This window comes from Nocardiopsis xinjiangensis YIM 90004 (assembly GCF_000341145.1).
GTDB lineage: Bacteria > Actinomycetota > Actinomycetes > Streptosporangiales > Streptosporangiaceae > Nocardiopsis > Nocardiopsis xinjiangensis.
In genome coordinates this window covers 68246-82608 of the sequence record NZ_ANBE01000035.1, presented here as the reverse complement: position 1 = coordinate 82608, position 14363 = coordinate 68246, and the positions used below count along the sequence as shown (strand labels likewise).

General features: G+C 67.3%; 15 protein-coding genes. All 15 read right to left on the bottom strand.

Annotated elements, in window-relative coordinates:
* Window positions 1–66: 66 nt before the first annotated feature.
* Complete coding sequence (gene atpD / locus D473_RS0117450; RefSeq protein ID WP_017610338.1) at window positions 67–1515, bottom strand: F0F1 ATP synthase subunit beta; 1449 nt, start codon at window positions 1513–1515, stop codon at window positions 67–69.
* A 5-nt stretch (window positions 1516–1520) separates the two neighbouring features.
* Window positions 1521–2441, bottom strand: coding sequence for a F0F1 ATP synthase subunit gamma (locus D473_RS0117445; RefSeq protein ID WP_017610337.1), 921 nt, complete (start codon window positions 2439–2441; stop codon window positions 1521–1523).
* A 3-nt stretch (window positions 2442–2444) separates the two neighbouring features.
* Complete coding sequence (gene atpA / locus D473_RS0117440; RefSeq protein WP_017610336.1) at window positions 2445–4085, bottom strand: F0F1 ATP synthase subunit alpha; 1641 nt, start codon at window positions 4083–4085, stop codon at window positions 2445–2447.
* Between the two features lie 73 nt (window positions 4086–4158).
* Window positions 4159–4980 carry a F0F1 ATP synthase subunit delta gene (locus tag D473_RS0117435; protein WP_017610335.1) on the bottom strand — a complete coding sequence of 274 codons (822 nt, stop codon included), beginning with the start codon at window positions 4978–4980 and terminating at the stop codon, window positions 4159–4161.
* Window positions 4980–5522: a F0F1 ATP synthase subunit B gene (locus tag D473_RS0117430; protein ID WP_193373291.1), complete on the bottom strand. Its 543-nt coding sequence runs from the start codon at window positions 5520–5522 to the stop codon at window positions 4980–4982. The genes D473_RS0117435 and D473_RS0117430 overlap by 1 nt, the downstream gene beginning before the upstream one ends.
* A 56-nt stretch (window positions 5523–5578) precedes the next feature.
* Entirely contained in the window at window positions 5579–5797 is a 219-nt protein-coding gene (atpE, locus tag D473_RS0117425) for an ATP synthase F0 subunit C (protein WP_017610333.1), read from the bottom strand.
* Between the two features lie 114 nt (window positions 5798–5911).
* Entirely contained in the window at window positions 5912–6664 is a 753-nt protein-coding gene (gene atpB / locus D473_RS0117420; RefSeq protein ID WP_017610332.1) for a F0F1 ATP synthase subunit A, read from the bottom strand.
* A gap of 198 nt (window positions 6665–6862) precedes the next feature.
* Window positions 6863–7093: an AtpZ/AtpI family protein gene (locus tag D473_RS0117415; protein ID WP_017610331.1), complete on the bottom strand. Its 231-nt coding sequence runs from the start codon at window positions 7091–7093 to the stop codon at window positions 6863–6865.
* A gap of 105 nt (window positions 7094–7198) precedes the next feature.
* Complete coding sequence (locus D473_RS0117410) at window positions 7199–7621, bottom strand: ATP synthase subunit I (RefSeq protein WP_017610330.1); 423 nt, start codon at window positions 7619–7621, stop codon at window positions 7199–7201.
* Between the two features lie 229 nt (window positions 7622–7850).
* Complete coding sequence (locus tag D473_RS0117405) at window positions 7851–8999, bottom strand: glycosyltransferase family 4 protein (RefSeq protein ID WP_017610329.1); 1149 nt, start codon at window positions 8997–8999, stop codon at window positions 7851–7853.
* Between the two features lie 12 nt (window positions 9000–9011).
* Window positions 9012–9842 carry an L-threonylcarbamoyladenylate synthase gene (locus tag D473_RS0117400; protein WP_017610328.1) on the bottom strand — a complete coding sequence of 277 codons (831 nt, stop codon included), beginning with the start codon at window positions 9840–9842 and terminating at the stop codon, window positions 9012–9014.
* Between the two features lie 22 nt (window positions 9843–9864).
* Window positions 9865–10728, bottom strand: a complete 864-nt coding sequence (prmC, locus tag D473_RS0117395; protein ID WP_017610327.1) for a peptide chain release factor N(5)-glutamine methyltransferase — start codon at window positions 10726–10728, stop codon at window positions 9865–9867.
* Complete coding sequence (gene prfA, locus D473_RS0117390; protein ID WP_017610326.1) at window positions 10725–11792, bottom strand: peptide chain release factor 1; 1068 nt, start codon at window positions 11790–11792, stop codon at window positions 10725–10727. Before prfA ends, prmC begins: the two co-directional genes overlap by 4 nt.
* Before the next feature lie 114 nt (window positions 11793–11906).
* Window positions 11907–12122: a 50S ribosomal protein L31 gene (gene rpmE, locus D473_RS0117385; protein ID WP_017610325.1), complete on the bottom strand. Its 216-nt coding sequence runs from the start codon at window positions 12120–12122 to the stop codon at window positions 11907–11909.
* A gap of 191 nt (window positions 12123–12313) precedes the next feature.
* Window positions 12314–14149 carry an L-lactate permease gene (locus D473_RS0117380; protein ID WP_017610324.1) on the bottom strand — a complete coding sequence of 612 codons (1836 nt, stop codon included), beginning with the start codon at window positions 14147–14149 and terminating at the stop codon, window positions 12314–12316.
* Between the last annotated feature and the right edge of the window lie 214 nt (window positions 14150–14363).

Below are 14363 nucleotides of genomic sequence, written 5' to 3'. Positions count from 1 at the left end.
GGGCGCATGGCGCGGTAAGGGTGTGTTCGGTGGGCGCCCGCCGTCATGGCGCCCACCTGACGCGCCCTAGCCTTCCTGCAGCTTCTCGGCCTTCTCGACGACCATCTCGATGTTGCCGGCGTCGAGGAAGGCCTGCTCGGGCAGGTGGTCGTACTCTCCGTCGCAGACCGCCTGGAAGGAGGAGATGGTCTCCTCCAGCGGCACGAACACGCCCGGGTTACCGGTGAACTTCTCGGCGACGAACATGTTCTGCGACAGGAAGCGCTCCAGGCGGCGGGCCCGGTTGACGACGACCTTGTCCTCCTCGGAGAGCTCGTCCATACCGAGGATCGCGATCTGGTCCTGCAGGTCGTTGTTGCGCTGCAGGATCTCCTTCACGCGCTGGGCCACGTCGTAGTGCTCCTGGCCCACGTACTGCGGGTCGAGGATGCGGGAGGAGGAGGCCAGCGGGTCCACCGCCGGGTAGATCCCCTTCTGCGAGATCGGGCGGGAGAGCGCCGTCGTCGCGTCCAGGTGGGCGAACGTGGTCGCCGGCGCCGGGTCGGTGTAGTCGTCCGCGGGCACGTAGATCGCCTGCATGGAGGTGATCGAGTTACCGCGCGTCGAGGTGATGCGCTCCTGGAGCTGACCCATCTCGTCCGCCAGGTTGGGCTGGTAGCCCACGGCCGAGGGCATACGGCCCAGCAGCGTGGAGACCTCCATACCCGCCTGGGTGAAACGGAAGATGTTGTCGATGAACAGGAGCACGTCCTGGTTCTGGACGTCACGGAAGTACTCCGCCATCGTCAGGGCCGAGAGCGCGACGCGCAGACGGGTGCCCGGGGGCTCGTCCATCTGGCCGAAGACGAGCGCGGTGTCCGGGAGGACGCCCATCTCGTCCATCTCCAGGTAGAGGTCCGTACCCTCACGGGTGCGCTCACCGACACCGGCGAACACGGACACACCACCGAAGTTGCGGGCGATACGGGTGATCATCTCCTGGATGAGCACCGTCTTGCCCACACCGGCCCCGCCGAACAGGCCGATCTTCCCGCCACGCACGTACGGCGTGAGCAGGTCGATGACCTTGATCCCGGTGACCAGCATCTCGGTCTTGGACTCGAGCTGGTCGAAGGAGGGGGCCTTGCGGTGGATGGGCCAGCGCTCGGTGACCTCCAGCTCGGAGGAGGCCACGTCCATGGACTCGCCCAGGGTGTTGAACACGTGGCCCTTGACGCCTTCGCCGACGGGCACGCTGATGGGCGCACCGGTGTCGCGCACCTCGGCGCCACGGACCAGACCGTCCTGCGGGGCCATGGAGATGACCCGCACGAGGTTGTCACCCAGGTGCTGGGCGACCTCGAGGGTGATGGTCTTGGTCTCGCCGCCGAGCGTCACGTCGACGTGCAAGGCGTTGTAGATCTCGGGAATGGAGCCCACCGGGAACTCCACATCGAGCACCGGGCCGGTGACCCGGGCAATGCGGCCGGTACCGGTGGCGGTGGCTCCGGCCGTCCCTTCAGCAGTCGCAGTCACTTCTGTTACTCACTTCCCGCGCTGGCACCAGAGAGGGCGTCGGCTCCGCCGACAATCTCACTGAGCTCGTTGGTGATCTCGGCCTGACGTGCCTGGTTGGCCAGACGGGTCAGGTTCTTGGCGAGTTCCTCGGCATTGTCGGTAGCAGCCTTCATGGCCGCACGCCGGGACGCCTGCTGGGAGGCGGCCGACTCCAGGAGGGAGAAGTAGATCCGGTTGGTCACGTACTGCGGGAGCAGCTGGTCCAGGACCTCCTCCGCGGAGGGCTCGAACTCGTACAGCGGCAGAGCATCTCCGCCGTGCTCCTCCTGCAGCTCCTCCTGGTCGACCTCTTCGACCTCCAGCGGAAGCGCACGCACCGAACGCGCCGTCTGCGTCAGCATCGAGACGAACTCGGTGGAGACCACGTGGATCTCGTCCACGCCGCCCTCTTCGCTGTCCTGGGAGAACTTCTCCATGAGAGTGGAGCCGATCTCCTGGGCGTGCGCGTAGGTCGGCCTCTCGGTGATGCCCTCCCACTGCTCCTCGAGCGGGCGCTCGCGGAACTGGTAGAAGGCCACACCCTTGCGGCCCACCATGTAGGTGAGGACCTCCTTGCCCTGCTCCTGGAGGAGCTGGGTCAAGGACTCGGCCTCCTTCATGATGTTGGCCGAGAAGGCTCCGGCCAGACCCTTGTCGCTGGAGACGACCAGCACGGCGGCACGCTTGGGGTTCTCCGCCTCGGTCAGCAGCGGGTGGTCCTCCACCCGGCTGGCCAGGGCCGAGACCGCACGCGTGATCTCCCGTGCGTACGGGCCGGCAGCCTCGGCCGCGCGCTGCGCCTTGGTGATACGCGTCGCGGCGATGAGTTCCATCGCGCGGGTGATCTTCGCGGTCGACTTGGTCGACTTGATCCTCCGGCGATAGACACGAAGCTGTGCACCCATGGGTTACTTCCCGCCCTTGGCGACCTTGATGGTCTCCTGGCCGACCTTCTGCTCGTCGAGGGCCTCGGGCTCGGCCTCCTGGCCGAGCAGCGAGCCGTCCGAGGTCTGGAAACCCTGCTTGAACTTCTCGATCGCGCTCTCGAGGGCCTGCCGGGTCTCGTCCTCGAACTTGCCGCTCTCGCGGATGTTCTCGAGGATGCCGTTGTGCTCGCGCTCGAGGTAGGACAGGAAGTCGGCCTCGAAGCGGCGCACGTCCTCGACCGGGACGTCGTCCACGTTGCCGGAGGTTCCGGCCCAGATGGAGACGACGGTCTGCTCCATCGCGAAGGGCGAGTACTGCCCCTGCTTGAGGAGCTCCATCATGCGCTCACCGCGGGAGAGCTGCTGCTTGGAGACCGCGTCCAGGTCCGAACCGAAGGCCGAGAAGGCCTCGAGCTCGCGGTACTGGGCCAGGCTCAGACGCAGGGTACCGGAGACCTTCTTGGTCGCCTTGGTCTGCGCGGAACCACCCACACGGGAGACCGAGATACCGACGTCGATAGCCGGGCGCTGGCCCTGGTTGAACATGTCCGAGTCCAGGAAGACCTGGCCGTCGGTGATGGAGATGACGTTGGTCGGGATGTAGGCCGACACGTCACCCGCCTTCGTCTCGATGAGCGGCAGGGCCGTCATCGAACCGGCGCCCATCTCGTCGGAGAGCTTGGCGCAGCGCTCCAGGAGACGGGAGTGCAGGTAGAAGACGTCACCGGGGTAGGCCTCACGGCCCGGCGGACGGCGCAGCAGCAGCGACACCGCACGGTAGGCCTCGGCCTGCTTGCTCAGGTCGTCGAAGACGATGAGGACGTGCTTGCCCTCATACATCCAGTGCTGGCCCAGGGCCGAACCGGTGAAGGGCGACAGGTACTTGAAGCCCGCCGGGTCGGAGGCCGGGGAAGCCACGATGGTGGTGTAGTCCATCGCGCCGGCCTCCTCCAGGGCGCCACGCACGGAGGCGATGGTCGTACCCTTCTGGCCGACGGCGACGTAGATGCAGTGCACCTGCTTGTCGGGGTCGCCCGACTCCCAGTTCGCCTTCTGGTTGATGATCGCGTCGATGCCGACAGCCGTCTTACCGGTCTGGCGGTCACCGATGACCAGTTGGCGCTGGCCGCGACCGATGGGGGTCATGGTGTCGATCGCCTTGATACCGGTCTGGAGGGGCTCCTCCACCGGCTGGCGCTCCATCACCGAGGCGGCCTGGACCTCCAGGTCGCGCCGCTCGGTGGACTCGATCTCGCCCTTGCCGTCGATGGGCTGACCCAGCGGGTCGACCACACGGCCGAGGAAGTTGTCGCCGACCGGGACCGAGAGGACCTGGCCGGTGCGGCGCACCGGCTGGCCCTCTTCGATGCCGGTGAAGTCACCCAGCACCACGACACCGATCTCCCCGACCTCGAGGTTCTGGGCCATGCCCAGGGTGCCGTCCTCGAACTGAAGCAGCTCGTTCGCCATCGCCGAGGGAAGGCCACTGACGCGGGCGATGCCGTCACCGGAGTAGGCGACGGTCCCGACCTCTTCCGCGCGGGTGGCGTCAGGCTCGTACGACTGGACGAAGCGCTGTAGCGCGTCCCGGATCTCGTCCGGTCGGATCGTCAGCTCCGCCATCTCTACGTTGTCCTTGCTCTCAAATGGCGCCGGGCCGGCGCCGTGCGTGCTTGCCTTGCGTTGTTCGCGTGTGTCAGCCGGCCAGACGGCGCTGGACCTCAGCGATGCGCCCGGCGATGGTGCCGTCGATGACCTCGTCACCCACCCGGACGGACAGGCCGCCCACGATCGAGGGGTCGACCTCGGTGTTCAGGTGGATGGCGCGGTCGTACTTGCGGGTCAGGAGGGACTTGAGCCGCTCCAACTGGGCCTCGCTCAGCGGGTGGGCGCTGCGCACCACGGCGATGTAGCGCTGGGCGCGGTCGGCGACCACCTTCCCGAGGTAGCCGAGCGCCTGTTCCAGGGTACGTCCCCGCGGACGGGTGACCGCTTCGGCGACCAGGGCCAGCGTCGCGGAGCTCACCTTGCCCGAGAGCAGGTTCTCGACCAGGGAGTGCAGGTGTGATTCGCCCACGCCCTCCTGGGTCAGGGCAGCACGCAGCTCGGGCTCGGAGACGACGATCCGCTCGAAACGGAACAGGTCGTCCTCCAGCTCGTCCAGGCGCGTGCCCTCGACCGAGGCGACGGTCGCGTAGACCGCCAGGCGCTCCAGGGCGCTGGTCATGTCGCGCGAGCCGGACCAGGGCTGGGAGACGACGTCGTTGACCACGATGACCGTGGACGGCGACACCTTGCCCTCGAGGACCTGACCGATCAGGCCGGTCTTGGCCTCGACCGGGTTGGCCTGGTCCGCGAGCCAGCGACGGAGCGAGTGCTCGCGGTCGAGCAGGGCCACGACCTCGAAGAGCTCGCCCCCGAGGGAGACGGCGTGCTGGGCGGCGTCCGCCGGCGCCAGGACGTTGTCGTCCAGGCGCCGGGTCGCCTCAGCCAGGGAGTTTCGGCTGATTCCACGCATCAGCGCACCTCGGCTTGCTCGGTGCTCTCGTTCTGCTCCAGCTCCTCGAGGAACCGGTCGACCACGCGGTTCTGCGCGGCGCTGTCCTCGAGGGTCTCACCGACGATGCGGCCGGCGAGGTCCGTGGACAGCGAACCGATCTCGTTGCGGAGCTGGACGAAGGCCTGCTGGCGGTCCGCCTCGATCTGGGCCTGTGCGGCCTCGACGATCCGGCGGGCCTCCACCTGGGCCTCCTCGCGGGCCTCGGCGATGATCGCCGCGCGCTGCTCCTTGGCCTTCTCGAGCTCCTGTGCGTACTCGCGGTGGGCCTCTTCGAGCTTCTCGCGGTACTGCTGGCGGATCTCCTCGGCCTCGGTCTCGGCGCGCTGGGCCCGCTCGATACCGCCCTCAATGGCGTCGTGGCGCTCGTCGAGGACCTTCATGACCTTGGGCACTGCCTTGCGGGCCACAAAGAAGTAGACCACGGCGAGTGCGATCAGACCGAAGGTGAACTTCACCCAGTCGATCCGCAGAATGTTTGTTTCGGCTGCCAACTCCACCAACATGGTCAGCCCTCCTTCGCGTCAGATGCCATCAAAAACGGTTGGCAGGAACGGTTCTAGATGGCGAACGCGAGGACGAAGCCCAGAATGGCGAGGGCCTCGATGAGCGCGAAGCCCAGGAAGATGTTGGTCTGCAGCGGGCCACGGGCCTCGGGCTGGCGGGCGATGGCCTGCATACCCATACCGAAGACGAGACCGACACCGATACCGGCGCCGATGACGCTGATGCCGTAGCCGACGGAGTTGATGCTGCCCTCGATGGCGGCGATGTCCATAAATGTTTCCCTTTACTCGACGTCCGGCGTCGCGCTTCGCGATTGGTCAGTGCGCCGGGTGTGGACGGGTCATTACACCTTCGGGCCGGCCGGGGTGGCCGGCACTCAGGGGTTCTAGTGGGCGGACTCGAGAGACCCGTTGAGGTACAGGCTCGCCAGCAGCGTGAAGATGAACGCCTGGACGAGCATGATCAGGATCTCGAAGAGGAAGAAGAGGAGGTAGCCGATCAGCGCGGCACCGGAGAACAGCACCGAGAGTCCGGCCAGGGCCGGTTCGGCACCGAGACTCAGCATGTACCAGCCGCCGTAGGCGAAGACCGCCAGCAGCAGGCTGCCCGCGAACATGGTCGCGAACAGACGCAGGGCGTGCGTCAGCGGGCGGATCAAGAAGACCGAGAGGGCCTCGATCGGGGTGACCAGAATGTAGATCGGCTTGGGCATCCCGGGCGGGAAGATCTGGTTCCTGATGTAGCCCCAGCCCCCCTGCTGGCGCATACCGACGACCAGCGTGAGGACGAAGATGAACAGGGCGAACATCGCCGGGAAGGAGAGGTCGCTGTTGACCGGCAACATGCCCGGGATCAGACCCGAGACGTTCATGAAGAGGATGAGCGTGAAGATCGCCGTCATCAGCGGGATGAACTTGTCACCCTTGGCGCCCATGGTGGGCCGGGTGATCTGGTCCCGGATGAACAGGACGAACATCTCGCCCACACCCTGCCTGCGCCCGGGGACCAGGTTCAGCTTCTTGCTGAACCACGACCACAGGAGCAGGGATGCGCCGAGGGCGACGAGCAGCAGAACCAGGTACAGGTCGATGCCGTCGCTGCCGGGGATACCGCCGAGCCACGGTTCGGGGGAGAACATCCCAACGCTGGGAGCCTCGAACCCGCAACCCGCCTCGCCTTCGCCAGGGAAGAGGTGGCAACCCGGTTCGGCCGCGAGAAAGCGCGCGTCAGCACTCACGGCGAATCCTTTCGTCGTGACGCAAGAAAGCCTCTTGGATGGTTGTGGAGGAGTTCGCCCACACCCGTGAGGATGTCGGACTCACTCCAGCGGGAGAGTTCAGGCCTGGCGGGACTTGACGACGATCAGATAGACCGAACCGACCAGGCCGAGCACCGCCCCGATGGGCAGAAAGAGTGCATCGAAGCCCAAGAGCCAGTCCGCGATCCAGCCGATGCCGGTCCACACGAGCACACCCGCGAGGAGAGTGGAGAACATGGCCCAGCCGTCGGATTCGCGCGGCGCTCGCGCGTCGCGGTTCTCCGCGTTCTCGGCTGCTTCGCTGCTCATCTCGCTCCGGAATATAGCATGTGGTGCCGGGCTGGAACGGGGCCGCCCGCCTGCCGTCGACCAGGGTATTACGCCCTTCGTCTCGGGCCCCGGCGGGTCCGCCCATCACGTGTTCCCCGACGTCTCGTCGGGATCCACGTGCGGGATCTTGGCCTTGGAGATCGCTCGGATCTGCCCGCCCAGCCAGACCAGCACACAAGCCAGCGCCGTGTAGACGAAGGCTTGTTCGTCCAGGTCAGCCATGAGAGGGCTTCGGCCGAGGATGACCAACAGGATGCCCAGGACCGCCATCTTGACGACGAAACCGAGCAGGTTGGCCGCCATGAACAGGTCCTTGTTCCGGCGGGACAGCGCGATCACGGCCCACTGCCCGAGTCCGAAGCAGCCCAGCACGACCACGGCCCCCAAGAGCGCGCTGAGCGCTCCGGGAGCACCGCCGAGCAGTGCTGCCACACCGATGGCCAGAACCCCGCACACCACGCTGGGAAGTGCGGCGCCACGGAAGATCGCGACGTCGTGTTCCTGCATGACAAAGCTCCGTGGGGGTTCTGTGGGTACCTGCTCGTGAAAGCTATCACAAGGCATTCGGTCTCGAATCCGGGGACCCCTTAACGCAACCTTAACGCGCCCCGAAAGCTCTCTGCGCAGGGGGTTTCGGGGTCGATGTCGCCTTTGCCACATCCGGGCCCATCACAGCACCGCAGGTCAGAAGGGGTATGTCAGGGGCCTTCGATCTCCAGCGGAGCCCTCAGGACCGTCAATCGTGACCGGAACGAGTCTTAACGCGTCCTATACGCTCCCACGAGAGCAGGCCGCGGCGCTGCAACCGGGGCAGCACGATGAGGCCGACCGCACAGAGCGCGACCAGGCCCGTGACGGTCAGGACGAGCAAGGGACTGTCGAAGACCGACAGCGACACCGCCGCGAAGGCCACGATCCCCGCCCACAGGTACATGAGGAGTACAGCGCGTACGTGGCTGTGGCCCATGTCCAGGAGCCTGTGGTGCAAGTGCCCGCGGTCGGGTGCGAACGGCGACTTCCCGGCCAGCGTGCGGCGCAGGACGGCCAGCACGAGGTCGGCCAGGGGCAGGGCGATCACCAACAACGGCAACAGGATCGGCAGGAAGACCACCAGGCCGGAGTTGAACTCCTCCCGGGCGGTGTTGGCGTCGAACTGACCGGTGACGTTGATGGTGATGGAGGTCAGCAACAGGCCGAGCAGCATCGACCCGGTGTCACCCATGAAGATCTTGGCCGGGTGGAAGTTGTGGAAGAGGAAACCCAGACACGTGCCGGCCAGGATGATCGCGACCATCGCCGGATAGGACTGGCGCTCGAACCCCTGCTCCACCGCGACCACGTAGTAGTAGGCGAAGAAGGCCAGCGACGAGATACCGACGATGCCCGCGGCCAGGCCGTCCAGACCGTCGGCGAAGTTGACCGCGTTGATGGTCACCACGATCAGCAGCACCGAGATCATCGCCCCGAGCCAGGGGCCCAGGGACAGCTGCGTGCCCGGCAACGGCAGCCACAGCAGCTGCACACCGTGCGCCACGAGGATGCCCGCCGCGGCGGTCTGCCCGGCGAGCTTGCTGATGGCATCCATCCCCCACCGGTCGTCGATGATGCCGATGAGGGTGATGAGGCCGCCCGCCAGCAGCAGGCCCCACCAGGTGTCGGTGACGAAGACGTTCTGCAGGTGCGGGAGTTGCGCGGAGATCAACAACGCCGCCGCGAAACCGCCGTAGATGGCGATCCCACCCATGCGGGGGATCGGCTCCTTGTGCACGTCGCGATCGCGGACCGGGGGTGTGGCCCCGATCGCGATCGCGAACTTGCGCACCAACGGAACCAACAGGTAGGTCACCGCGGCAGCGATGACGAACGTGAGTGCGTACTCGCGCACCGTCCGTCCCCTCTAGTCGTCCGAACGGTCGCCGCCGGAGGAACGGCCCTCGGAGGCCTTCTCGGCGGTCTCGGCCTCTGTCTTTCCGCCGGCCGCGGACTCGGCCGTCCCGTCCGCTGCGGGCTCAGCCGTCCCGTCCGCTGCGGGCTCGGCCGTCCCGTCGGCCTCGTCCCCGGTGCGTTTCTTGGGCTTGCGCAGTTCACCGATGACCGTGCCGCACACGGAGCGCAGCTGTTCGATGGAGACCGCCCCCTGGCGCAACACCCGCGGCACCGCGTAGGTCAGGTCCACGATCGTCGAGGGCACCTCGGAGTCGGTCTCACCGCCGTCGAGGTAGACGGCGACGTCCTCCTCGCCGAGCTGCTCGACGGCTTCCTCCACCCGCACTGCGGAAGACTGCCCCGACTTGTTGGCGCTGCTGACCGCCATCGGGCCGGTCTCCTTGAGCAGCTCCAGCGCGACCGGGTCCATCGGCATGCGCACCCCGACGGTGCCCTTGGTGTCACCCAGGTCCCAGGACAGGCTCGGGGTCGCGTTGCACACCAGGGTGAGCGGGCCCGGCCAGAACTCCTCCATGAGGTCGCGGCCGTGGTTGCCCAGGTCGTCGACGAGCGCGGTGGCCGCACGCATGGAACCCACCAGGACCGGCGGCGGCATGTCCCGCCCGCGTCCCTTGGTCTCCAACAGCCGGGCCACGGCGGTGGGGTTGAAGGCGTCGGTGCCGATGCCGTACACGGTGTCGGTCGGCATCACCACCAGATCACCACGGCGTACCGCCGAAGCGGCATCGGTGACCCCGTCCTTGCGGGCGGTGTCGTCCGCACAGTCGTAGATGCGGCTCACCTGTCGTTCACCTCTTCAAGACTCAGGTGTCCTCGTCGGCCCGGCGCATGACCACAAATCGGTCGCGTCTGGCCATGTCCTTGCGGTTGAGCACGTCGCGCCAGCCCCGGTCCTCGGGGAAGAACCACGGGATCTCGATCCCTTGGCCGTCGTGGTGTTCGACCGCCATCGCTCCGCCCGGCCGCAGCAGCCGCCGTCCGACCTTCTCCAGATCGCGGATCATGTCGAGACCGTCCTCGCCCGACCACAAGGACAGGGAGGGGTCGTAGTCGCGGACCTCGGGCGGGATGGCCTCACCGTCACGGGTGGGAACGTAGGGGGGATTGCTGATGAGCAGGTCGACGCGGCCGTCCAGCTCCGAGAGGGCGGTGCGCATGTCGCCGGCGTGCGCGGTGACCCGGTCGGCGTGGCCGCTCTCCTGGATGTTGAGCTCCGCCCATTTCAGGGCCTGGGGCTCGATCTCGACGGTGTGCACGCGTGAACGCGGCACTTCCTGGGCGATGGAGATGGCGATGGCCCCCGACCCGGCACCCAGGTCGACCACGAGCGGGTCGGCCACGTCCATGGAACGCAGGGTCTCGATCGCCCAGTCGACCATGATCTCGGTCTCGGGGCGAGGCACGAACACCCCCGGCCCCACCCGCAGCTCCAGATAGCGGAAGTAGGCGTGACCGGTGATGTGCTGCAGGGGTTCGCGGGCCTCACGACGGGCCACACACTCCCAGTACCGGGCGTCGAAGTCGGAGTCGGCGACCGAGTGCAGTTCTCCTCGACGAACACCGTGCACGGACGCCGCGAGTTCCTCGGCGTCCGTGCGTGGCGATGCGACGCCCGCCTCCGCGAGCCTCAGTGTCGCGCGGGCGACCTCGTCGAGCAGGAAGTTCATGAGTTTGCCGCTTCGAGCCTCTCCTTGGTGTCGGCCTCCATCAATGCGTGGATGACCCCGCCCAGATCGCCGTCGAGGACCTGGTCGAGATTGTAGGCCTTGTAACCGACCCGGTGGTCGGAGATGCGGTTCTCCGGGAAATTGTAGGTACGCACCCGCTCGGAGCGGTCGACGGTGCGGACCTGGCTCTTGCGTTCGGCGGCGGCCTCGGCGTCGACGCTGGCCTGAGCCTCGGCGTAGATGCGGGACCGCAGGATACGCATGGCCTGCTCCTTGTTCTGGAGCTGGCTCTTCTCGTTCTGGCAGGAGGCCACGATGCCGGTGGGCAAGTGGGTGATCCGCACGGCCGAGTCGGTGGTGTTGACGCTCTGGCCGCCGGGGCCGGAGGAGCGGTAGACGTCGATGCGCAGATCGTTGTCGTGGAGCTGGACCTCGATCTCCTCGGCCTCGGGCACCACGAGCACACCTGCGGCGGAGGTGTGGATACGTCCCTGGGACTCGGTCACGGGCACACGCTGCACGCGGTGCACACCGCCCTCGAACTTGAGCACCGGCCAGACCCCGGTACCGGGTTCGGGGTTGCCCTTGTTCTTGAAGGCGATGGTGACGTCCTTGTAGCCGCCGAGGTCGGAGTGGGTGGCGTTGATGACCTCGGTCTTGAAGCCCAGGCGTTCGGCGTAGCGCAGGTACATGCGGACCAGGTCACCGGCGAACAGTGCGGACTCCTCGCCGCCCTCGCCCGCCTTGACCTCCATGATGAGGTTCTTCTCGTCGGCGGGGTCGCGCGGAACCAGCAGCACACGGAGGCGCTCGGTGAGGTCATCGGCCTGCTGGGACAGACGGTCGGCCTCTTCGGCGAAGGCGGAGTCCTCCGACGCGAGTTCACGCGCGGCCTCGATGTCGTTCTCGACCTCGTTGAGCTGGCGGTAGGTCTCGATGATCGGGGTGAGGTGCGAATACCGCTTGCCGAGTGTGCGCGCCTTGTTCGGTTCGGCGTGCACCTCCGGGTCGGCGAGCTGCTGCTCCAGCTCGTAGTACTCCCCCAGAAGGTCGTCCAGCTTCACTGTGCCACGTTCCCGTCTTGTCTCGCTTGCCTCGCCTGCGTACGTGTCGTCCCATGCAGGGAGGACACTGTGCACCGGCGGCGCCGGCTCGGCGCCGCCGGACAGCGGGCAGCGCTACTTGGCGGCGCGCTTGCCGAAGCGCTTCTCGAAGCGGGCGACCCGACCACCGGTGTCGAGGATCTTCTGCTTGCCGGTGTAGAACGGGTGGCACTCGGAGCACACGTCGGTACGCAGTTCGCCCGCAGCCAGCGTGCTCCGCGTAATGAAGTGGGCGCCGCAAGTGCAGGTCACCTCGGTCGGAACGTACTCGGGGTGGATGTCGGACTGCATGGTGTGTCTCCTCTTCAGGGGCGCAGCCGCCGGACGCATGCCGAGCGCCACCCAGGGGTGGGCGGATGAAATCGGGCCATGCGCGAACCGGTGCCGCGGCGATCTGGGTAGCGAGGACGGCGCCCCTGAGCGGGGGCGGACCTGTCCTCACTACCAGTTTGCCAGATGCACAACGATGCCGGGACCAGTCCCTATTCCACGCGGTTGCCTTCACGGCCCGGCCGCGGCAACCGTGCGTGCTCGGGCACTGGCAGGCGGGCGTCCCTGCGTGCGAACCAGGCCAGCAGTGCCGCCAGTGCGGTCAGCGTCACGGTGAGCAGGACCGTCCCCGCGTGCAGCGCGACACCGTTGACCAGGATGTAGGCCAACGACCCGCTGACGAGCAGGTAGTAGACCAGCGGCAGCACGGTCTGGCGCAGTACGTCGCCCTCCCGGCCCACGAGGCCGACCACCGCGGAGGCGGCGACGACGTTGTGCACGGTGATCATGTTGCCCGCGGCACCGCCTGCGGCCTGTGCGGCCACGACCGACTCCGGGGGTACCGCGATGCGGTCGGCGGTGGCGTGCTGGAACAAGGAGAACATGAGGTTGGAGATGGTGTTGGACCCGGCCACGAACGCGCCGAGCGCACCGATCCAGGGGCCGATCAGAGGCCAGTTCGCGCCCCCGAGTTCGGCGGCACCTGCGGCCAGGGTCAGGGGCATGCTCTCCAGGCCTGTCTGCCCGAAGTCGGCCCCCGTGTTGATGAAGACCCGTACCAGAGGCACGGCGAAGAGCAGGGCGACGGCGGCCCCGGCCAGTTGGGAACCGGCCATCTTCCAGGAATCGAGGATCTGGCGCCGGCTCATGCGGTGCAGCCCGTAGGTCACCGCACACACGAGGACGAAAGTGGCGCCGGGCGAGAAGAGGGGCTGGACCGCCTCGCCGATCCCGGTGCCCAGGATGTCGTCCCATCCGAGCGTGATGCCCTCGAGCCAGGCCTTGAAGGGAGCGATGGTGCGCGAGAGGACGAGGACCGCCGCGACCATGAGGTAGGGCGCCCAGGAGCGCAGCAGACCGATGCGGCGTTCACTTCCGAGGGCTCCGGAGCTGCCGTTGCCGGGCTCGATCCTGCCGCTCCAGCGGGCGAGCCAGTCCTCGCGGGGCGGGAAGTCCCAGACGGTCCTGGGGAGCAGGAACCCCTTGCGGGCCGCCAGGACGACGATGACCAGGCCGGTCAGGCCGCCGAGGAGGCTGGTGAACTCCACCCCGAGGAAGTAGTTGTACAGCACGGACGGGACCGTGAGGGCGAAGGCCGCGAAGAGCGCGAACCTCCAGGCGCCGAGGCCGTCGGAGAAGCGGCGTTCCTTGCCGTAGAACCCGCAGAGCATGCAGCAGATGAGCAGCGGGACGAAGGTGCCGGCGGCGGCATGCAGGAGCACGGTCTGGAAACCGATCTCGGAGACGTACTCCGGGAAGCTCATACCCAGTTCCGCGGCGCGTGCCTCCACTCCCCCGCCGCCCTCGAGCCCGCCGGAGACGCCCACCAGGATGGGCGTTCCGACGGCGCCGAAGCTGACCGGGGTGCTCTGGATGACCATGCCGACCATGACGGCGGCCATGGCGGGGAAACCGAGGGCGAGCATGAGCGGGGCGACCACTGCGGCGGGGGTACCGAACCCGGACGCGCCCTCGATGAAACTGCCGAAGAGCCAGCCGATGATGATGGCCTGCACCCGGCGGTCGGGGCTGATGTCGGTGAAGGTGCGCCTGATCGTGGCGATGGCCCCGCTCTTGGTGAGGGTCGCGAGCAGGAGCAGGGCACCGAAGATGATGTAGAGCAGGCCGATCGCGAGGATCAGGCCTTGGATGCTGGAGGCGAGGACGGCGACCCATTCGGTCTGCCAGAAGTGGACGGCGATGCCGACCACGACCACGTAGCCGACCGGCATCGCGTACATGGCGGGCAGTCGGAAACCCACGAGCAGGATTCCGATGATGACGATCGGGGTGAGGGCCAGAAGGCTGAGTACGGCGAGGTTGTCCATCCAGACGGCTCCCTGGCATGGGGGGTTCTCGACGCCGCGACCCTAAGTCGCGCTTCCGTGTTGCGATACACCCCTGTTGTGATCCGAGACACACAAGTGATCTTTTCCGAGCCTCGGTGGCAGGGTCTCACCATGTGAAATGGCATGGGGGGCGTCCCCGACCTGGCCCCAGGCCTCCCGCCTGCCACGTGCCGGGCGGGCTGCCAGAACACGG

Coding starts and splice junctions, on each gene's coding strand:
- D473_RS0117410 (WP_017610330.1), bottom strand. CDS start 7,621: ATGCAGGAACACGACGTCGCGATCTTCCGTGGCGCCGCACTTCCCAGC.
- atpA (WP_017610336.1), bottom strand. CDS start 4,085: ATGGCGGAGCTGACGATCCGACCGGACGAGATCCGGGACGCGCTACAG.
- prmC (WP_017610327.1), bottom strand. CDS start 10,728: ATGAACTTCCTGCTCGACGAGGTCGCCCGCGCGACACTGAGGCTCGCG.
- D473_RS0117415 (WP_017610331.1), bottom strand. CDS start 7,093: ATGAGCAGCGAAGCAGCCGAGAACGCGGAGAACCGCGACGCGCGAGCG.
- D473_RS0117380 (WP_017610324.1), bottom strand. CDS start 14,149: ATGGACAACCTCGCCGTACTCAGCCTTCTGGCCCTCACCCCGATCGTC.
- D473_RS0117435 (WP_017610335.1), bottom strand. CDS start 4,980: ATGCGTGGAATCAGCCGAAACTCCCTGGCTGAGGCGACCCGGCGCCTG.
- D473_RS0117445 (WP_017610337.1), bottom strand. CDS start 2,441: ATGGGTGCACAGCTTCGTGTCTATCGCCGGAGGATCAAGTCGACCAAG.
- rpmE (WP_017610325.1), bottom strand. CDS start 12,122: ATGCAGTCCGACATCCACCCCGAGTACGTTCCGACCGAGGTGACCTGC.
- atpB (WP_017610332.1), bottom strand. CDS start 6,664: ATGTTCTCCCCCGAACCGTGGCTCGGCGGTATCCCCGGCAGCGACGGC.
- atpE (WP_017610333.1), bottom strand. CDS start 5,797: ATGGACATCGCCGCCATCGAGGGCAGCATCAACTCCGTCGGCTACGGC.